Raw genomic sequence first — 18,639 nt, forward strand, 5'->3', positions numbered from 1 at the left:
TCACCAACTACATCACCCGAGCACTCCTCGAAACAGGAGGATTCAAACCCCAACTACACCCCCAATTATGAAGAGCCACTAATCTTTTCAATGATGACTTGACGCTCACTTTGACGGAGGGCTATCCTGATCTGTTACTGCTGACCGAGTCGTAAGGGGAGACAGTTGTCCGGTGGAATCGTGTGGGATGCGGACGAAGTGTCTCGTGCCGTCAACATCCTGGAGTACTCGAGCGAGAGTGTCGCCTCTGAGACTCTCGAAGCACCCAGCGGCGCTGGGAGTAATGAAGCGGATCTGGCAGCGAAGATCGAGAAGATCAATAAGGTCATCCAGATGGCTTCCTTCTGCTCTCTAGCTGTCGCTCACGGTCTGACTGCCGCATCTGAAGCTTTTGCTGCAACCGACAATGACGAAGCAACAAACTTCTTTGCGTTGCGCGAGTATCAGTATCGGTCGAACAGAGGCGCATGATGACTACCGGTGACGACGCAGGACAGTATGGAGTCTCGTTTTCCATGCCGTTTCTCATCGATGTTGATGCTCTCTTCGCGTTCGAGGAACAGTGCTCACTGAGTGCGGGGGCGTTGCGCCGCGCTGACGGTGACGCGATTCAAGCTTCATCCATCATTACCCAGCAAGAGGCTCTTCTTGTCGAAGATTGCCGACGTGACCTTCAGGTCACGTCAAACGTGTGCGAAGAGGCATCCAATGATCTGAATACCCTCAAGAACGCTGTGTCGGAGTTCGCTTGGTCGATGCGATCAGTACGTGACGAGTACCTAGGAATCGCGCAGACCGCAAGAGACTGCGGACTGCTGGTTGACGGTGACACGGTGATCCTTTTCGATGAAGATGTGGAGGACTGCGCGCATAGTTTTGAGGAGCTGCGCGCGCAAGCGGAGGTTCAGCGTCTCAACTATGAGCGTGCCGAGTACGTATTTTCACTCGCACTAGACGACCTCAAAGTAGATGTCTATGAACAATGGATTGAACCCGTTTTCAACGGACTCAAAAGCCAGTTCGTTTTGGACGATGAGCACCCATATGCCAATTTACTTCCCTACACAATGGGAGCCACCGATCTTCTCGGTCAGACTGCATCCGCGGCCACGATTCAGCTCAACAAAGGGCTCTACCAGCCGCCTGCAGAATTTTTCGCCACGGGCGACCTATCGAACTGGAAGTTCATACCAACAGGAACACAGGTAACGGAACCCGTTGGAACCCGAACGATAGCCCCCGTCTTGGGAAAGGCCGGAAAGGTTGCCGGCGTCGCGGGGGCGGTCGTCGACGGCGGTATCACTGCTTATGACACGTATCAAACCGATACCGAGCAGCACCCCGAATGGAGCGAGGGGCATAAGGTCGCGCGAGCTGGAGTGAAGGGAAGCTTGACAGGGTTGGGCACATGGGGAGGCGCCTGGTTAGGAGCCAAAGGCGGTGCCGCCATTGGCGCTGTCGTCTCGGGGCCCTTCGCACCCGTTGGCGCGGTCGTCGGCGGCCTAGTCGGCGGCGTCATCGGCGGGGTGGCTGGCCATTACCTAGGGGCAGAAGCCGGAGACCTGGCCAATGACGCTATCGTCGAGCCAATTAATGAAGGATAATCATATGAACGAAAATCTTAAACTGGCAATTTTCGGGATCAGTGTGGGAGTATTCGGAATGGCAGTGTGGTATGCGGAGATGTTTACAGACATTAAGACCGCAAACCTCTGGCGCCGAATGAACGGTAAAGGAAAGATCGGCAGAAACTACGCGGCAGTTGGCGCACCTGCAATGGCTTGCGTTTTCTTTTTTACTGGCGTTTCAGGCATCATTAGATACTCTAATTTGCCTAGGACATGGCTCACATGCGTCGCCGCGATAGTATTATTCGCCGCTTCAATCACTCTGATCGGACTGCTACCCATCAACTTCCCTAATTTCATATACCCCGATTGGCAGTACGCCAAGCGCCATGGGCTCTTAGACGACGATGGCAACATCGACCAACAGGCGTGGACACACCACCACGCCAACAAAAATGATCTATGGTGATGAACGGCAACGATACCCCTCAGGCAGGTGTTATTGGCCTTGTCGGCGGCGTCATCGGCGGGGTGGCTGGCCACTATTTTGGAGAATATGTTGGTGATGCGATAAACGATCAGGGTGTAGATCGTATCGCAACGAGCATGGGAGAGAACCGCGCATGAGAGAACAACTATTCGGTATTCTATGCGCTTTGTTTATTGGTGTTCTTGGCGTTGTCACTTGGTATGCTGAAATGTTCACCGACAACAAGGCCGCCGCGCTATGGCGTCGCATGAACGGAGAAGGTCGCATCAGCAAGAACTGGGCAGCTATTGGATCTCCAGCTCTTACGTCTATCGCGTTTATCTATATTCTTCTTACGCTCATTGAAAAGCATGCCCCCGACTGGCTTACCTTTAGCCTCGCATGCTTGATGATGCTCCTCCTCCTCATAATTCTCATTGGCCTTCTACCCATCAAGTTTCCCCGGTGGGTCTACGCCGATTGGCAGTACGCCAAGCGCCATGGGCTCTTAGACACCGATGGCAACATCGATCAGGAGGCATACGAGAAACACACAAAAGGCAAGGGATTCTGGTGAACGAGCAGGTAACGATGGCCCTTTCCTCGGGATGGAGGTTCCTCACCCCGGAGGAATACGCACAGCTCGGTCCCCTGGCAGATGATCCCAGCGTTCGCCTCGTCGCCGTTGCTCAGACAAAAGATGCGGGCAACGTTCCGACCTTCGTGGTGACCGGCGGAGCGCTCAACACCGACGCGAGCGACGACGACGTCTACGCGGACACCATCAGGCAGGTGGAGGAAGCATTGCCTGGATTCCAGCTTATTGACGACTTCGCGTGGCCGGTTGCACCGCACGGCGCCCGCTGGCGCACCGGCGTGTACATTCTCGAAATTGTCTCTCTGACACTCAGCCAGCTCACGTGGATCACACGCACTGCGCCCACGACGCAGCAACCGCCGCAGCGTTTCCTGTGGACCGCGACGTGTACGTGCCCCAGCGTTCTATTCCCAATGGTCATCGATGATTTCATCACGATGGCTCAAACCCTGGAGGTGGCGCCGTGAGCGACCATCCAATCGAAAGCGACTCCTCGGATCAGATTATCGTCACCGTTGAGCAGGCCGATGCCCTGCTCGAGATGATTGCCAGTGAGGAGAATGCCGGGCGCATTTCAAGCGCCGCACTCTCCAGCGGACTGGTGTCACTCGGGTTGGCCGGCGCCAACGGCTTGGCCGGCGATGCCGCACGAATCCTCGAACCTGTGCGCACCGCGCGCGCCCGAATCGTTATCCGCGTCGTATCCCCCAGCATGCGCGGCGTCGTACGCGACTGGAGGATCTGGCCCACAATGCCGCGTTCCGTCGTGATGCGTTCCGATGTGGACGGCGTGCACTTCAGTCAGGTGGACTACTGCGAGGTCCCACACATCACAGCCCTTGCCTCCCTGCTGCACGCAGGCCCCACCATCCATGACGGGCCTCCTTACATTCCCGCGGATTTCGTCGCTGCGATTCGTTCCCTGGATGCACAAGGCGCCCAGGATGTACTCAACGATCTCGTGACATATGGTCCCGCGGAGTCACACTTCGCCCAGGACTGTGTCTCGGGGCGTTGGAGCGTCGTGACTTGCGTACGCGAACAGATACGGCGTCGACAGTGGCGGACGGGACAGCACGTCGACTGCTTTGTCACCGACCACATGCACGCGCAAATCCACGCGCCGCTCGACGACAAGGCTCTCGCACGAATGCCGTCGCACCCGGTGCTGGATGCGCCGCCTCGCGCAGCAATCTGGGCAATGCTGATGGGGCTACTCGCTCCCTAGCGTCTGCCCGCTGAACACCCGGTACCCACTGCCAGCACAGCAAGACTCCCCCACGAGCCGGATTCATCGACAGCTCATCGCCCTGTTGCTCGTGCGCATCCGCCGCGCGGGCCTGGACGAGGCCGTGGCCGACTTCAGCGGCAACGAGTGAGTCAGCGGTCCTGACACATGCGTCGTGGGGGGCGGAGCCGAGCGGCTCCGCCCCCCACGCTGTGTAGTGTCAGACCCTAGGGAGAGTCTTCCTTGTCTTCCTCTTCGCCGGTTTCCCCCTCGTTTCCCTCGTCGGGCCACTGTTCACTGAGGGGATCGGGGTAGGTGGGATACCAGTCGGCAGGATAGCGGATCGGTAACAGGCCGCCGACCATGACGATCCCGGCGACGATCTCAAGGGCAGTGAGCCCGAAAAGCGCCCGTGGCGAGGCACCGTAGTAGGCCACTACCTTGATGAAGGCGGCGAGGTAGCACAGGCACAGAAACGCCGGGATGCAAATCGCGCGCACATTCTTGGAGACCTGGCTGTTGATGTTCGCGTTGCGCCAGGCGACGCCGATTCGGCCGGTTGAGTTCGTCTCCACCCACAGGATGGCAGCGAGCAAGATCCACAGGCCGAAGAGGCACAACGATGTGACGATGCTGTCTTGCATGGGCCCCTTTCGTGTCTCTACTCATGTGGGTTGTCGGACCAGTGTGAGGGCGCATGGGGCTGTGGCCTGGCATTGCCAGAGCTTCCAGGGCCTCCCAATGGCGAACGAGGACGCGTTAACGGGTGCGCACCCTCCGGTGCGCGCCCGCCTTTTCAAGCAATAGCCTCAGTCCCTCGGGCCCGAGGCAGCGCCGGGAGCCGGAGGCTGAGTCCACAGGCCGCGAGCCTTCAGGAAGTCGCGCAGGAAGACGGGGCGGTCGGTGATGATGCCGTCAACGCCGACCTCGAGGAGGCGCAGCACGTCGGCCACCGTGTTGATGGTCCACACGTGCACGGCCAGGCCCAGGGTGTGGGCGGTGGCAACGAAACGCTCGTCGACGACGCGGATGGGGCCCTGGTGCATGGGGACCTGGGCGGCGATGGCACCTTGACGAGGGCCGGGCACGTGCCACCAGGCGGGGTTCGTGGCGCTCTTCGCGGCGCCCACGAGGCGCACGACGGCCTCGGTACCGAGAGACGTGGCGACCGCGCGGGCCGGGTCCGAAGCGGCCGTGTCGCGCACGGCGCGCAGGCGCGGCTCGGAGAAGGAGGCAACCAGCACGCGGTTAGCCGCACCATGGTCGGCGATGACATCGAGGAGCGGCCCCTCAACGCCCGGCTCCTTCGCGTCGATATTGAAGTACATATCCGGGAAGGCCTCGAGAACCTGCGCAAGCAGAGGAATCTGCTCGCCGGAGTCACGGTGGCGCAGCTTCGACAGCTCGCGCCACGTCATCTGGGCGATCGCGCCGGTCCCGTCGTAGCAGCGATCCACGGTCTCGTCATGGCAGAGGACGACCTTGCCGTCGGCGGTGATGTGAGCGTCGGTCTCCACGTGGCGGATCCCGGCCTCGTACGTGTGCGCGAAGGCGCTCATCGTGTTTTCGGGCGCCTCTTCACTGCCGCCGCGGTGGGCGAAAATGATGGGTCCCTGACGCATCGTGACGGGCATCATGAGCAAGACTCCTGTCCGAGATAAACAGCTTTGTTTGTCTGCATCCACGCGTCCGGGTCCACGGGGGTGTCCGAGGAGTCGTGGATTTCGAAGTGCAGGTGGGGGCCCGTCGACCAGCCGTTGTTGCCAACCGCGCCGATAACCTGCCCGGCGGTGACGGTGTCGCCGACCTTCACCTTAATTTTGTTCATGTACTGGTGCAGGTAGGCGGAGTGGAAGACGGTGCCGTCGGACTTCGTGTGCTTGATCTGCACGTAGGCGCCCGAGCGCGAGTTCTCCGCGACCTCTTCGACGACGCCGCCGTACACGGCCGTAATGGGGGTGTCGAGCGGGGCTGCCATGTCGATACCCTCGTGGGCCAGGAGCTGGCCGGAGACGGGCGAAATACGCATCGTGAAGGGCGACGTGATCGTGTAGGACCCCTCCGGCAGCGGCCAGTAGATCGTGTCGGCAACGACGCGCACGTTGCGGTTGCCGTCCGCGCCGTTGCCCGACGCGCAGCCGGTGATAGACACGGGGGCCTTCGCCTTGGCGCGGGAGTTCGCGGTGAGGGTGCCGTCCAGGGCGGTGGCCTGGGGCAGCGCGGAGGACACGGCCCAGCTGGGTCCGCCCACCGAGGTGCCGAAAGCACGCGCGGGCACGGTCAAGGACGAGTCAGAGCCGACGCGTCCCGTCATGGGCACCGCGATCGTCGTGCCTGCCAGGCCCAGGACGAGGAGGGCACGCAGCACGTAGCCCACGGGGTGGACGTTTCGGCGTCGGCCAGCGGACGAGGCCGGGGCCTCGCTCCCGGGTTCGGCCTCGTTCTCGGATTCGATACTCCCCTCGGGTTCGCCCGCGCTCTCGGGTTCGCCCGCGCTCTCGGGAGCGGCCATGGGCGAGGCCGGGGCGGCCTCGTCGAGTGCGGCCTCGTCAGGCGTGACCGCGGCGCGAGGGGGCGGCGGCGCAGCGGGATCCAGGTCGAGCGGAATCGCCGCGGTAATCGGGGTCTCCTGGGAGTCCTCTCCGCTCTCGGAGCGCGCGGCGCGCAGCTGCGACCGCTTCGGCAGCGGGCATTCGATGTCGCTCACGCTCTCCCCCTTGTCTGTGTTCGTCACGAAGTTTTGACCTCGACCTAATGTACCTTGCGGATCGCGGCTCGTCACGGGCGCTGGAGAACGTCTCGGACTTCGCCGACCAGTAGCTCGAGGATGTCTTCGAGGAAGAGGATGCCGACGACGGCGCCCGCATCGCGCACGAGGGCGCAGTGCACGCCGGTGCGCTGCATGTGGCGCAGTGCGTCTTCGACCTGGTCGTCGGCGGACACGGCCTCGAGGCGTCGGATGCGCCACGGGGTGATCGGCTGCTCGCGATCCTCACCGGTGGCGTACAGGACGTCTTTGAGGTGCACGTAGCCGACGATGGAACCGTCGTCGCCGGCGATCGGGAAGCGCGAGTAGCCCGTGTGGGCGACCTGTTCTTCCACGTCTGCCGGTGTGGCACCCTCGGGCAGGACGATGAGCTTGTCGAGGGGGACCATCGCGGTCCCGGCCGTCTCCTCGGAGAATTCCAGGGTGCCGCTGAGCAGGCCCAGCTCGTCGGTCAGCACGCCCTCCTCCTGCGAGGCGACGACGATCGATGCGACCTCCTCGATCGTGTAGGAGGCCGAGATTTCCGAGCGCGGCTCGTAACCGGACAGGCGCACGAACCAGTTCGCAAAGCGATCCATGGCCTCGATAATCGGGCGCAGGACGTGGCCCAGTCGCACGAGGACGGGCGCGAGGATCAGCAGCATGCGCACGGGGGCGGCGATCGAGATGTTCTTCGGGACCATCTCGCCGAAGACAACGTGGCAGAAGAGAACGACGACGAGGGCGGCGGCGAAGCCGACGACGTGGCTGGTCGCCTCGGGCGCGCCCAGGCGCTCGAGCGGCGACTCGACGAGGTGGGCGATCGCGGGCTCGGCGACGACGCCCAGGGTCGTGGACGCGACCGTCACGCCGAGCTGACAGATCGCCAGCATGAGGGACACGTGCTGCAGCGCGTACAGCGCAGCGGCCGCACCGCGCGCACCCTCGTCGGCGAGAGGCTCGACCTGCGAGCGACGCGTCGAGGTGACCGCGAACTCGCCGGCGACGAAGAAAGCGTTGACGGCCAGCAGGGCCACGGTGATGGCGAGACCAACTCCCACGCTCACAATGACACCTCCTCTTCCTCGGCCTCGGGGGCGGGCGTGATCGCCACCTGAGCGACGCGCCGTCCCTGCATCTGGGTGACCTCGATACCGATGCCGTCCACGCTCACGCGCGATCCGACGACCGGAATCTCGCCCAGCTCGTTCATAACGAGGCCGCCAATCGTGTCGTAGGGGCCATCCTCGGGCAGGTTGATGTCCGTGCGGCGCGCGAGCTCGTCGGGGCGCAGCGTGCCGGGCACGAGGAACGTGCCGTCGGGGCGCGGGCGGATGCCGAGGCGACGCTGGTCATGCTCGTCGGAGACCTCGCCGACGATCTCCTCGACGACATCCTCGAGGGTGACGATGCCCGACACGCCGCCGTACTCGTCGACGACGACGGCCATCTGCAGGCCCTCGTCGCGCAGCTGGACCATGAGGGGGCCGATCGGCACGGTCTCGGGAACCGAGGGCGCGTCGGTCATGAGAGACGAGGAGATGACGGGGACCTCGGCGCGACGATCGGCGGGCACAGCGACCGCGCGGCGCAGCGAGACCAGGCCGAGGATGTCGTCGGAGTCGTCCCCGATCACCGGGAATCGGGAGTGTCCGGTTTCGCGGGCCAGGTCAAGCACGTCCTGGGCGCTGTCACCCTCGCTGAGGGTGTGCAGGCGGCCGCGGTCGGTCATGACGTCGGCGGCGCTGAGGGTGGACATGCGGATCGTGTTGACGAAGAGGTCGGCCGTGGACATGTCGAAGGTGCCTTCTTCGACGGAGTGCTCGACGAGGGCGGCCAGCTCGGAGGCGGAGCGCGCCGAGGAGATCTCCTCCTGGGGTTCGATGCCCATGCGGGCGAGCACCCAGTTCGCGGTCCCGCCCAGCACCCAGATGACGGGGCGGGCGATGACGGTGAAGGCCATCTGGAAGGGGACGACACGCACGGCGGTGGCCAGGGGGTGGGCCAGGGCGAGGTTCTTGGGGACGAGCTCGCCGAAGAGCATCGAGAACACGTTGATGAACGCGGCGGCCACGAATGCCGCGATGCCGGTCGCAAGCCCCCAGGCGAGGCCGACCGATCCGAGCAGGTCCTGCAGCAGGTCCGCCAGCGCGCTCTGCGTCGTATAGCCGAGCAGGATCGTGGTCAGCGTGATGCCCACCTGCGCGCCGGACAGCTGGGTGGACAGCGTGCGGGTTGCGCGCAGGACGGAGGCGGCCCCTCGGTCCCCTTCCTCGGCCTTCTTGTCGAGGACCGCCTGATCGACCGCGACGAGCGAGAACTCAGCGGAAACGAAGACGAAAGTGCCAGCGGTCAGGACGATACCGAGCAGAAGCATGAGGGCGGTCGTCATCGCGTGCCCCCCTCAACGAGGCCGGGGCGCCTCGCGGGTACGCGCGCGGAAAAGGGGTGAGAAAGAGCGGCGATAAAGCCGGCAGTGTCGCAGTCCATGATGGTTACAGTCTAGCCGCCCAGCCCGCCTCTCCCAGCGCGCATTTCCACACACCGCGGGGCATGTGCCAACAATCATTCTTCAACGGACCAAAGACCCTTGAAGTACACGCCAAAGGTATACCAGGTTTCGTGAAGACGATCACGCGGCGGTACGATTGTCAAGGTATGGCCGCGCAGGATTTGCCCATGCGCGCGGCGCGACACTTACGGAGGAATACGTGCCCACTCCCACCGCTTCCCAGCCCGATCCGCAGTGGTACATCGCAAAGATGCGAGACCTCTACGAGCGCGATCCACAGCTCCTGGATCCCTCCTGGCGCGCCTATTTCTCCACCGAGTCCGCTCCCCCACAGCTGCGCGCCAAGCGTCCCGACATCCCCGAGGGCGCTCCCTCAACGCCGGAGCCGGCCCCGGCCTCGTCGGCCCATGCCGCACCCCCAGTTGACCACGTCGCCCCCGTGACGGTCACCCCGCCGACCCTCGACATCGAAGAGGACGGACCCGAAGCGGCCGCCACCCAGCACGCACCCATCGTCTCCGTGACCCGCTCGGACCTGCCGCCCGCCCCACCCGCCGCCGTCGCGGAGGCCACCAGCCCCTACACGCGCCAGCAGCACGGGCGCGCCGCCTTCACGCTCTTCCAGGGCGCCCCCTCGCACGACGAGCTCCACATCCTCAAGTCCGCCGCGCGCGCGACCGCAAAGCACATGGAGACCTCGCTCTCCATCCCCACGGCCACCTCCCAGCGCCAGATCCCGGCCAAACTCCTCATCGAAAACCGTGCCCTCATCAACGCGCACCTGGCGCGAACGGTCGGCGGCAAGGTCTCCTTCACCCACCTCATCGGCTACGCGCTGGTGGAAGCACTGTGCGAGATGCCCGACCTGAACGTGCGCTACACGATCGAAGGCGGCAAGCCCGCCGTCGAGCAGCTCGCGCACATCGGCTTCGGCCTGGCCATTGACGTGGCCGACGCGCAGGGCAACCACTCCCTGAAGGTCCCCGTCATCCACGACGCTGACACCCTGACCTTCGCGGAGTTCGTCGACGCCTACCAAGACCTCGTCGCGCGCGCCCGCAACGCGACGCTGACGACCGCCGACTTCCAGGGCGCCTCGGTCACCCTGACGAACCCGGGCACGCTGGGCACCACCACCTCCGTGCCGCGCCTCATGGTCGGCCAGGGCCTCATCATTGGCGTGGGCGCCACCGACTACCCGGCGGAGTTCCGCGGCGTCTCCCCCAAGCGCCTGGCCGCCCTCGGCATCGGCAAGACGATGTTCTTCTCCTCCACCTACGATCACCGCATCATCCAGGGCGCGGCATCGGGCCGCCTCCTGGCCCTCGTGGATGCCAAGCTCTCGGGCCGCGACGGCTTCTACGAGCGCGTCTTCACCTCGATGCACGTGCCCGCGCGCCCCTACGCGTGGGAAGCGGACTACGACTACGACCCGAACCACGAGAAGGGCAAGCCCGCGCGCATCGCGGAGCTTATCCACGCCTACCGTTCGCGCGGACACCTCGCCGCCGACACGGACCCGCTGGCCTACCGCGTGCGACGCCACCCCGACCTCGATATTTCGTCCTACGGCCTGAGCGTGTGGGACCTGGATCGTCCCTTCCCCACGGGCGGTTTCGGCGGCTCCGACCAGATGCTGCTGCGCGACATCCTCACGCGCCTGCACGACACCTACACGCGTACGGTCGGCATCGAATACATGCACATTCAGGATCCCGAGCAGCGCGCCTGGGTCCAAAAGCGCATCGAGCGCCCCTACGAGGCCCTCTCCCCCGAGGCACAGCGCCACATCCTGGGCACTCTCATCCGTGCCGAGGCCTTCGAGGAGTTCCTGCAGACCAAGTTCATGGGCCAGAAGCGCTTCTCGCTTGAGGGCGGCGAGTCCCTGATCCCGCTGCTCGACCACATCCTGGCCGACTCGGCGCGCACCGGCATCCACGAGGTCGCCATCGGCATGGCGCACCGCGGCCGCCTCAACGTGCTCGCCAACATCGCGGGCAAGTCCTACGCGCAGATCTTCGACGAGTTCGAAGGCAACTACATGCCTAACTCCGTCCAGGGTTCGGGCGACGTCAAGTACCACCTGGGCACGTGGGGTGTCTACTCCCTCGACGACGGCCTGGCCACCAAGGTCTACATGGGCGCCAACCCCTCGCACCTGGAGGCCGCCGACGGCGTCCTGGAGGGCATCGTGCGCGCCAAGCAGGAGCACCTGGGAGACCCGGACCTGCCGATCATCCCGATCCTCATCCACGGCGACGCGGCGTTCATCGGCCAGGGCGTCGTCCAGGAGACCCTCAACCTCTCCCAGCTGGAGGGCTACAAGACCGGCGGCACAATCCACATCATCGTCAACAACCAGATCGGCTTCACGACCGGCCCGACGCAGGGCCGCTCGACCGGATACGCGACCGACCTCGCCAAGGGCCTACAGGTCCCGATCCTGCACGTGAACGCAGACGACCCCGAGGCCGTCATCCGCTGCGCGCACCTGGCCTTCGAGTACCGCAACGCCTTCCACAAGGACGTCATCATCGACATGGTGTGCTACCGCCGTCGCGGTCACAACGAGGGCGACGACCCGTCGATGACGCAGCCCGTCATGTACTCCCTCATCGACCGCATCCCCTCCACGCGCGCCGTGTACATCCGCGGCCTCGTGGGTCGCGGTCAGCTCACCGAGGACGAGGCCCGTCAGTCGATCGCCCAATACGAGGCGGAACTCGGGCGCATCCTCGAGGAGACCCGCGCGGGCGGTGCTTCTTCCGTGTCCGAGGTCAACCCGGGCAGCCGCACGCACGACCCCGCGCTCACCGCCGGCGTCGGCGAGGCCGGGGAGTCCCCCGACGGGGAATGGACCATGCCGGAGTCCCAGATGCCCGGAACCGGCATGATGATCGGCTGGACGTCGGCGGCCCCCGCCGAGCAGCTGCGTCGCATTGGCCGCGCACACACGCGCTTCCCCGAGGGCTTCGAGCCGCACCCGAAGCTGCGTCAGCTGTGCGAGCGCCGCCTGGAGATGGCGCTGGGCAACAAGCCGATCGACTGGGGCTTTGCGGAGCTCCTCGCATTCGGCACGCTCCTCATGGAGGGCACCGGCGTGCGCCTGTCCGGTGAGGACGTGGGCCGCGCGACCTTCGTGCAGCGTCACGCGATCCTGCACGACGCGAATGACGGACGCGAGTTCACCCCGCTGCGCTTCCTCACTGAGAACCAGGCGCGCTTCGACGTGTGGAACTCCCCGCTGAGCGAATACGGCGTGCTGGCCTTCGACTACGGCTACTCGGTGGAGAGCCCCGAGACCCTGACGATCTGGGAGGCACAGTTCGGCGACTTCGCGAACGGCGCGCAGACCGTCATCGACGAGTTCGTGTGCTCGGCCGAGCAGAAGTGGGGCCAGCGTTCCTCGCTCGTCATGCTCCTGCCCCACGGCTACGAGGGCCAGGGACCCGACCACTCGAGCGCGCGCATTGAGCGCTACCTGCAGCTGGCCGCCCAGGACAACATGTGGATCGTCCAGCCCTCCACGCCGGCGAACCACTTCCACATGCTGCGCACGCAGGCCTACAAGCGCCCGCGCAAGCCGCTCATCGCGTTCACGCCCAAGCAGCTGCTGCGCCTGTCGGCGGCGTCCTCCCACATTGAGGAGTTCACGTCGGGCGGTTTCCAGCCCGTCATCGGGGACACCACGATCACCGACCCCGCGTCGGTGACGCGCGTTCTGCTGTGCTCCGGCCGCCTCTACTACGACCTCGCGAAGGAGCGCGAGCACCGCGGCGACACGTCGACGGCCATCATCCGACTGGAGCAGCTCTACCCGCTGCCCGAGGCCGAGCTGGCCGAAGTCCTCGCCCAGTACCCGAACGCGTCGGTGACGTGGGCGCAGGACGAACCGCGCAACCAGGGCGCGTGGCCGCACCTGGCGCTCAACCTCTTCCCGTCGCTGGGACGCCCGGTCCGCGTGGTCTCGCGTCCCGAGTCCGCGACGACCGCCGCGGGACGTGCCTCGCTTCACAAGGAGCAAGCAGCTACCCTTATTGCGCAGGCCTTCGAAGGCTAAGAGGGACCGCGCGCATCATCTGGGTGCGCGCGGGAGGCACAGGAAAGGAACACCATGCGGATCTGCTTCATCGGAGACGAGCTCGTCGCCGGCGTCGGCGACCCCCGAGGCCTCGGCTGGGTCGGTCGCGTCAACGCTCACTCGACCTTCGATCTGCCCGCCACGTTCCTGACCCTCGCCGTTCCCTCTGAGACGACGAAGCAGATGGCCGCGCGCTGGGAGGCCGAGGTCCTGCCGCGCCTGGCCGAGGGCGAGCCCCACGGCCTCGTCATCGGTGTGGGTCCGGGCGACGTCGCGGCCGGCATCTCGACGGCCCGCTCACGCCTGAACCTGGCCAACATCACCGACCGGGCGACCGCGCTGGGTATCCCCAGCTTCGTGGTCGGTCCCCCGCCGCTCGCGGGCGTGGACTCCGGTTCGCTGAAGGCCCTGTCCTCCTCGTGCTCCGAGGTGTGCGCGCGCCGAGGCATCCCCTTCGTCGACTGCTACACGCCGCTGGTCGCACACGACCAGTGGTTCGAGGACATGGCCGCCTCCCTCGCCCGCGGAGGGGACGGCCAGACCCTGCCCGGCCAGGCCGGCTACGCCCTCATGGCGTGGATCGTCCAGCACCAGGGCTGGTACGAATGGACGGGAGCGACCCCGGCGGACGTGTGAGCGCAGGAGGAATTGAGCATGTATCCGCGCCGTTCGCGTTTCTCCCCTCAGATACGTCCGGGCACCGCCCGTCAACAGCGCGCCATGACCATATGGGCCTACGTGTTCCTCGCGTCCATAGGCGTCATGTTCGCCGCGTTTGTTCTGTCCGGTAATTTCGGTGTCCATGAGTTGATCTGCGTGATGATCGGCTCTGGCGCAGAGGTGGTCCTCGGCATCTGCTGCTTTGTGGCCCTCCCAACGCTCGTTCACGCAATGCGCGATGCACTGCAGGGACCGGGCGACAGCCGCCCAGCAATCGGCACATTCATCATGATTGCCGCCGCAGCACTCATCGGAACGACGATGGTCGTCATGGGTGGTGGGGCCTTCGCAGAAGGCTACGAAGATGCCCGCCAAGGCCCCCAGACGAAGGCCGTCACAAGCTGCGAAAAATACTTTACAGTGACCGAACACGGGCGTCGCGGCAGCAAATACTACCGCAACTATTTTACTCTCCATTTTGACGATGGAACGTCACGCCGCTTTGAGGTCACGACGGACACAGAAGGTGAGTTTGCGCAGCCGACGAGCCCCTACTACGCCGTCTATCAGGCCTGCGTCGCCCGCCCTGCCACCACCTCGATCGTCGTCGACTACTACCCGCGCAGTGGGATCATGAAGGCCATCCGTGAGGCGTGACGCGAACGCGCCCCGGCCTCGTCCATCCCACACACATCAGTGAGACTATGAGCAACCAGTACCCCATCTCTCCCCCGCCAGGTCCCGTCAACCGCCCCCCGGCCTCGTCGATGATCGAGCGCCTGCCGCGGGGGTTCTCAGCGCGCGCAAACCTGCTCGCATTCGTCGTCATCGGCTTCTTCGGCACCATTGCCTACGCCTTCGCGTCGCTCGGCAGGTACGTGCACTTTGGGTTCTGGCGGCTCGTGTGGGTGGCCGCATGGTGCGTCATCGGCCTGATTGCCGCGATCGCGTGCGCGCTCCTCTGTACCTATCTGCGCAGGCGTGGACACCGCGCGCAGGCCGGAGGGAACGCGTCCTCCGGCAAGCTCTACGCCATTGTCACAATCGCGGTGGGTGTTATCGGAACCGTCGTCATTGTCGTCTCGGGTGTCTATGGAATCGCCGTCGCCCGGGACTTCGCGGAGGGGCCACACACGATGAAAGTCACCTCGTGTCAGCTCACCCAGAAGGCGCACTACAAGCCGTCGGACAATCACAGCAAGGTCATCGACTACTACGACAATCACTTCGCCATGACCCTGGAGGACGGGACGACGCGCACACTCACGCTCGAGACCGAGAGCTCCGACGACCTCGCCAAGGAGGGCGGCATCTCCGCGATCATCTACGAGACATGCAAGGCGCGTTCCGGCGCGACATCCCTGACCGTGGACGTCTACAGCCACAGCTGGATCGTCGTCGACGCGCGGGTGGAATGAGGTTCACATGCCCCAGCAGAAAACCACCACCCGCGAGAAGCTGCTCGTCTGCGCGATCATCATCGCTTTCATGTCCCTCAACATCGTCATAGGGTCCTTCTTCTCACCTCGCTCATGGTCGCCGGCCGTCGTCACCGCAGCGGCCTCCTATCTGATTATCTTCATCGTCGTCGCAGCCGCCGTCGGCATCCGATTCCTGTACCGGGATTGGAAGACGCCTCCCCGCCACGCCCTCGACCACCCAGCCGCGACACTGCCTGCGAACCTCGCTGGACCCACCCCGACGCCCGCGCGCGCCCAGTCGGCCAGCCGCGAGCGCCCGGCCCCTCCCACACCGCCCGGCGATTTCGCGACCATCGACGGTGCCATCAGCTACGCGCAGCAATCCGGCTTTTCCATCATCAACCTGTTCACCGAGCACACGCCGCTCAATGACTTCCGCGAGGCCGTGGGCGCGGAAATCATCTACCTGGTTCTCTCCCACATCGCCGAGCTCGACAAGAACGCCTCGGTGAGCGTCACCGGGTCCGCGATGGACGGGGCGCTGACGCTGACCATCAGCGCCCTCACGCCTGAGGCGTCCGTCCTGGGCGGGCGTCGCATGGGTGAGATACGTGCCCTCATCGATAGCGTGAGCGGTAGTGTGGAGACTGACGAGCAAGTCGGCGCCTGGTCGCTCACTGCGCACCTGGATTCTCCCACAAGCGCACCCGACCCCGCGCAGACACCCTAGGCTCGTCGTCATGCACCCGTTCGACAGGTAGCAGCCATGAGCAATCAGTACCCTTATCTCTCCCCCTACGATCCGTCCACTGACGGCAGTCAGCCCGCCAATCAGCCGCAGGTGCCGCAGCCGCAAGCGGGCGACGCGCAGCCTTCCTTGCCGCCGCTGTCGTACCAGGGTTGGTCATTCCAGGGGTCCCCATACGGGGAGGCGTACGCCGCATCGTCGGACACTTCTGCAGCCTCTCAGAGTGTCCCGTCTCCGGCAGATCCTTCCGGCGAGGACAAGGCGCCGAAGAAGCACACGGGGTGGTGGATCCTGCTCACGCTCGTGGGCCTCCTCCTTGGCACAGTCCTCTATTTCTTCGGTGAGATGTTCGACTTCGGCACGGAACGGATCGTCTGGACTCTCATCAAGTGCGCCGTCGCACTCATCTTCGCCCTTGCCATGATTCCCCTCTATGCTGTTACGCGGCGCAATTACCTCGCGGCGAGCGCGCGGGGCGATGAGAAAGTGGCACAACAACGCCAGCTCGGCCTGGGGATGGTCGGCGTCTTTGGCCACGGGTTCGCCATTTACGCGCTGTCGAACGGCGTTCCCGCGGTGCTTGACGTCGCCGACGGCCCACACACTGTGACGGTCACGTCATGCAGCTTCGAGCAGTACAAGACGAGTCGGTCACGCTACCGCGGCGGCGTCTCGACCGTGTACGAGAACCAGTTCATCATGACGTTTGAGGACGGCTCAACCCACACGCAGACCGTCGAGACGGACAGCAAGGATGAGATTGCGAGGCAAGGGGACGTGACAGCCGTCCTCTACGAGGCCTGCGCCCTTCGATCCGGCAACGCGACCATGACCATCGGTTACTACACGCACTCGAGGGTCGTCGCGAGCGCGAGGATCAACAACTGATCGGTCGGCCCGCCCACCCGGCAGGCCGACGCACGCACCCCGGCCTCGTTCGTGTCCACCCAACTGACAAGGTTCTTATGAGCAACGAAGCACGCCTCTCCCCCTTTCAGGCCCCGACGCCCGTAGCATCGGCAGGCCCCAGCACAGTGGTGCAGGTTCCACCGACGAACGTGTTCGCGACGCCCGCGCCCCCGCGTACGCCAGAAGGCTCGTCGAGGGGACGGGCTCGCTGTATCGTCGCGCTTGTCATCGCCTTATTCATTGGCGAGTGCGTGGCGATCCTCCTGTGGGTAAGCACCACGACCTATGGCTTCACCAGGATCCTGTCGCTCGCGTTCGCCTACGGTGTCGCTTTCCGGATCATGAGGGTGTGTCTGGCAGCAATCATCTGGCAGCTGATTCGCTTTCGACGGGCTCGGCTGGCAGGATCGGCATCCGGCCGTCGCAAGCGGCACGCAGCCCTCGCATTGCCGGTCATTCTCCTCGTCCCGAGCGCATACATCGCCCTCGTTCACGGAACGCCCGTCGTCCTGGACCTCGTGACGGGGCCTCGAACCGTCACCGTGTCATCCTGCACCCACAAGATGCATACGCACCAGATTAAATGGGGAGACTACTGGAGCAGACCAACGTTCACCCGCAACTTCACGATGACTCTACCCGACGGAACCACCCGTCAAACAGTGATCGGCCTGCGCCTGTTCGGGCATGCCGGCGAGATCGAGAAGCCTCTGTTCGATGCGTGCGTCACGCACGGCGGGGAGACCTCGATGACACTTGACGTCTACTACCGGACCTGGGTGATTAGCGGTGCCAGGCTGGACTGACAAGGCTCGCCGTCTCTCCGTCCGCACGCGCGCTTCGACAGCGTGCCCATAACCATCGGTTACTACACGCACTCGAGTGCCATCGCGAGCGCGAAGATCAACAACTAATCGGTTGGCCCGCATACCCACCAGCCCCACGCGCGTACCCCGGCCTCATCCCAACCTCTCTGGTCTGAAAGGGAACCCATGTCACACAACCCCGCTTCCTCTCCTCGTCGGGCCTCCTCGTCCGCGCAAGGCCCGACACGCACAGGCGTCCTCAAGAAAATCGCCACCGCCATCGGGGCCGTCCTCGTGGCTCTCGTCATTTCCGCCTATGGGATCTTCTTGGTCATCGGAGAGCACACAGACTTCGGCCGCGAGCGCGTCGTGTGGTATACGCAGGCCTGCGGCGTTGGGCTCGTCATCGTCGCCGGGCTCCTCATCGCGTGCGCGTTCGCCTACCTCGGCGTGTGGCGGGCCAAGCGCAACGTCGATATTGAGAAGTACAACCAGCGTTCCTTCGGCATGGCCGCCCTGTGCGTGATCGCGTTATACGTGGGATTCCGGTCGATCAGCCAGGGCCTTCCCGCCTTCCGCGACCTGAAGGAGGGCACCACCACCGTCACCGTCACCTCGTGCAGCTTCGAGCAGATGCCACGGTCAAACCCGGGGACGCGCGGTGATCATACGCCCGACAACGGATGGGACAACACCTTCACGATGACGCTCGCTGACGGCACCAAGCACCTCACGGTCATCGAAACATACAATGCCAACGACATCGCCTCGCGCGGCGGTCTCACGGGCGTCCTCTACGAGGCCTGCGCTCGGCGCTCCGGATCCGCCTCTATGACCATGGAGGTCTACCCCCACACGTGGTCCATCGTCGATGCACGCATCGACTGACAAAG

20 protein-coding genes are annotated in these 18,639 nt (G+C 64.5%); 15 read left to right on the forward strand and 5 right to left on the reverse strand.

Features of this window, described 5'->3' with window-relative positions:
* Positions 1-165: 165 nt before the first annotated feature.
* The 7 genes from QP415_RS02160 to QP415_RS02190 are packed head-to-tail and all read left to right on the forward strand — an operon-like array spanning position 166 to position 3,863.
* Positions 166-471, forward strand: coding sequence for a hypothetical protein (locus tag QP415_RS02160; RefSeq protein WP_048676086.1), 306 nt, complete (start codon positions 166-168; stop codon positions 469-471).
* 44 nt (positions 472-515) lie between these two features.
* Positions 516-1,604, forward strand: a complete 1,089-nt coding sequence (locus QP415_RS02165) for a glycine zipper (protein ID WP_048676089.1) — start codon at positions 516-518, stop codon at positions 1,602-1,604.
* 4 nt (positions 1,605-1,608) lie between these two features.
* Entirely contained in the window at positions 1,609-2,037 is a 429-nt protein-coding gene (locus QP415_RS02170; RefSeq protein WP_048676092.1) for a hypothetical protein, read from the forward strand.
* Positions 2,037-2,195: a hypothetical protein gene (locus QP415_RS02175; protein WP_204370745.1), complete on the forward strand. Its 159-nt coding sequence runs from the start codon at positions 2,037-2,039 to the stop codon at positions 2,193-2,195. Before QP415_RS02170 ends, QP415_RS02175 begins: the two co-directional genes overlap by 1 nt.
* A complete protein-coding gene (locus QP415_RS02180; RefSeq protein WP_048676097.1) occupies positions 2,192-2,614 on the forward strand; it encodes a hypothetical protein in 423 nt (140 codons plus the stop codon). The genes QP415_RS02175 and QP415_RS02180 overlap by 4 nt, the downstream gene beginning before the upstream one ends.
* Entirely contained in the window at positions 2,611-3,102 is a 492-nt protein-coding gene (locus tag QP415_RS02185; protein ID WP_204370746.1) for a hypothetical protein, read from the forward strand. Before QP415_RS02180 ends, QP415_RS02185 begins: the two co-directional genes overlap by 4 nt.
* Positions 3,099-3,863: a hypothetical protein gene (locus tag QP415_RS02190; protein ID WP_048676099.1), complete on the forward strand. Its 765-nt coding sequence runs from the start codon at positions 3,099-3,101 to the stop codon at positions 3,861-3,863. Before QP415_RS02185 ends, QP415_RS02190 begins: the two co-directional genes overlap by 4 nt.
* Positions 3,864-4,090: 227 nt before the next feature.
* Here the strand turns inward: QP415_RS02190 and QP415_RS02195 are convergent, their stop codons facing one another.
* The 5 genes from QP415_RS02195 to QP415_RS02215 all read right to left on the reverse strand — a co-directional run bounded on the left by QP415_RS02195 (position 4,091) and on the right by QP415_RS02215 (position 9,001).
* Positions 4,091-4,507 (reverse strand): hypothetical protein, encoded by a 417-nt coding sequence (locus QP415_RS02195; RefSeq protein ID WP_048677568.1) that lies wholly within the window; start codon positions 4,505-4,507, stop codon positions 4,091-4,093.
* Between the two features lie 165 nt (positions 4,508-4,672).
* Positions 4,673-5,500 (reverse strand): glycerophosphodiester phosphodiesterase, encoded by an 828-nt coding sequence (locus QP415_RS02200; RefSeq protein WP_285098354.1) that lies wholly within the window; start codon positions 5,498-5,500, stop codon positions 4,673-4,675.
* Positions 5,497-6,597: a peptidoglycan DD-metalloendopeptidase family protein gene (locus QP415_RS02205; protein ID WP_048677567.1), complete on the reverse strand. Its 1,101-nt coding sequence runs from the start codon at positions 6,595-6,597 to the stop codon at positions 5,497-5,499. The genes QP415_RS02200 and QP415_RS02205 overlap by 4 nt, the downstream gene beginning before the upstream one ends.
* Positions 6,598-6,641: 44 nt before the next feature.
* Positions 6,642-7,676 carry a hemolysin family protein gene (locus QP415_RS02210; RefSeq protein WP_016461342.1) on the reverse strand — a complete coding sequence of 345 codons (1,035 nt, stop codon included), beginning with the start codon at positions 7,674-7,676 and terminating at the stop codon, positions 6,642-6,644.
* A complete protein-coding gene (locus tag QP415_RS02215) occupies positions 7,673-9,001 on the reverse strand; it encodes a hemolysin family protein (RefSeq protein WP_048677566.1) in 1,329 nt (442 codons plus the stop codon). Before QP415_RS02215 ends, QP415_RS02210 begins: the two co-directional genes overlap by 4 nt.
* Before the next feature lie 319 nt (positions 9,002-9,320).
* Here QP415_RS02215 and QP415_RS02220 point away from each other — a divergent pair, with 319 nt between their 5' ends.
* The 8 genes from QP415_RS02220 to QP415_RS02255 all read left to right on the forward strand — a co-directional run bounded on the left by QP415_RS02220 (position 9,321) and on the right by QP415_RS02255 (position 18,634).
* Complete coding sequence (locus tag QP415_RS02220) at positions 9,321-13,181, forward strand: multifunctional oxoglutarate decarboxylase/oxoglutarate dehydrogenase thiamine pyrophosphate-binding subunit/dihydrolipoyllysine-residue succinyltransferase subunit (RefSeq protein ID WP_285098360.1); 3,861 nt, start codon at positions 9,321-9,323, stop codon at positions 13,179-13,181.
* Between the two features lie 54 nt (positions 13,182-13,235).
* Entirely contained in the window at positions 13,236-13,838 is a 603-nt protein-coding gene (locus QP415_RS02225) for a GDSL-type esterase/lipase family protein (RefSeq protein ID WP_034468004.1), read from the forward strand.
* A gap of 18 nt (positions 13,839-13,856) precedes the next feature.
* On the forward strand, positions 13,857-14,519 hold the full coding sequence (locus tag QP415_RS02230) for a hypothetical protein (RefSeq protein ID WP_048677563.1): 663 nt from the start codon (positions 13,857-13,859) through the stop codon (positions 14,517-14,519).
* 47 nt (positions 14,520-14,566) lie between these two features.
* Positions 14,567-15,280: a hypothetical protein gene (locus QP415_RS02235; RefSeq protein WP_285098365.1), complete on the forward strand. Its 714-nt coding sequence runs from the start codon at positions 14,567-14,569 to the stop codon at positions 15,278-15,280.
* Between the two features lie 7 nt (positions 15,281-15,287).
* Positions 15,288-16,013 (forward strand): hypothetical protein, encoded by a 726-nt coding sequence (locus tag QP415_RS02240; RefSeq protein ID WP_285098368.1) that lies wholly within the window; start codon positions 15,288-15,290, stop codon positions 16,011-16,013.
* 36 nt (positions 16,014-16,049) lie between these two features.
* Positions 16,050-16,919, forward strand: a complete 870-nt coding sequence (locus QP415_RS02245) for a hypothetical protein (RefSeq protein WP_016461349.1) — start codon at positions 16,050-16,052, stop codon at positions 16,917-16,919.
* Positions 16,920-16,996: 77 nt separating this feature from the next.
* The gene (locus QP415_RS02250; RefSeq protein WP_285098372.1) at positions 16,997-17,746 is read left to right on the forward strand and encodes a hypothetical protein; all 750 of its coding nucleotides are present in this window, start codon (positions 16,997-16,999) and stop codon (positions 17,744-17,746) included.
* A gap of 186 nt (positions 17,747-17,932) precedes the next feature.
* Complete coding sequence (locus QP415_RS02255) at positions 17,933-18,634, forward strand: hypothetical protein (RefSeq protein WP_285098375.1); 702 nt, start codon at positions 17,933-17,935, stop codon at positions 18,632-18,634.
* Positions 18,635-18,639 lie beyond the last annotated feature (5 nt).

The organism is Pauljensenia sp. UMB3104 (assembly GCF_030217285.1).
Taxonomy (GTDB): domain Bacteria; phylum Actinomycetota; class Actinomycetes; order Actinomycetales; family Actinomycetaceae; genus Pauljensenia.

Coding starts and splice junctions, on each gene's coding strand:
- QP415_RS02250 (WP_285098372.1), top strand. CDS start 16,997: ATGAGCAACGAAGCACGCCTCTCCCCCTTTCAGGCCCCGACGCCCGTA.
- QP415_RS02225 (WP_034468004.1), top strand. CDS start 13,236: ATGCGGATCTGCTTCATCGGAGACGAGCTCGTCGCCGGCGTCGGCGAC.
- QP415_RS02255 (WP_285098375.1), top strand. CDS start 17,933: ATGTCACACAACCCCGCTTCCTCTCCTCGTCGGGCCTCCTCGTCCGCG.
- QP415_RS02230 (WP_048677563.1), top strand. CDS start 13,857: ATGTATCCGCGCCGTTCGCGTTTCTCCCCTCAGATACGTCCGGGCACC.
- QP415_RS02235 (WP_285098365.1), top strand. CDS start 14,567: ATGAGCAACCAGTACCCCATCTCTCCCCCGCCAGGTCCCGTCAACCGC.
- QP415_RS02180 (WP_048676097.1), top strand. CDS start 2,192: ATGAGAGAACAACTATTCGGTATTCTATGCGCTTTGTTTATTGGTGTT.
- QP415_RS02195 (WP_048677568.1), bottom strand. CDS start 4,507: ATGCAAGACAGCATCGTCACATCGTTGTGCCTCTTCGGCCTGTGGATC.
- QP415_RS02165 (WP_048676089.1), top strand. CDS start 516: ATGCCGTTTCTCATCGATGTTGATGCTCTCTTCGCGTTCGAGGAACAG.
- QP415_RS02215 (WP_048677566.1), bottom strand. CDS start 9,001: ATGACGACCGCCCTCATGCTTCTGCTCGGTATCGTCCTGACCGCTGGC.
- QP415_RS02240 (WP_285098368.1), top strand. CDS start 15,288: ATGCCCCAGCAGAAAACCACCACCCGCGAGAAGCTGCTCGTCTGCGCG.
- QP415_RS02175 (WP_204370745.1), top strand. CDS start 2,037: ATGAACGGCAACGATACCCCTCAGGCAGGTGTTATTGGCCTTGTCGGC.
- QP415_RS02170 (WP_048676092.1), top strand. CDS start 1,609: ATGAACGAAAATCTTAAACTGGCAATTTTCGGGATCAGTGTGGGAGTA.
- QP415_RS02200 (WP_285098354.1), bottom strand. CDS start 5,500: ATGATGCCCGTCACGATGCGTCAGGGACCCATCATTTTCGCCCACCGC.
- QP415_RS02245 (WP_016461349.1), top strand. CDS start 16,050: ATGAGCAATCAGTACCCTTATCTCTCCCCCTACGATCCGTCCACTGAC.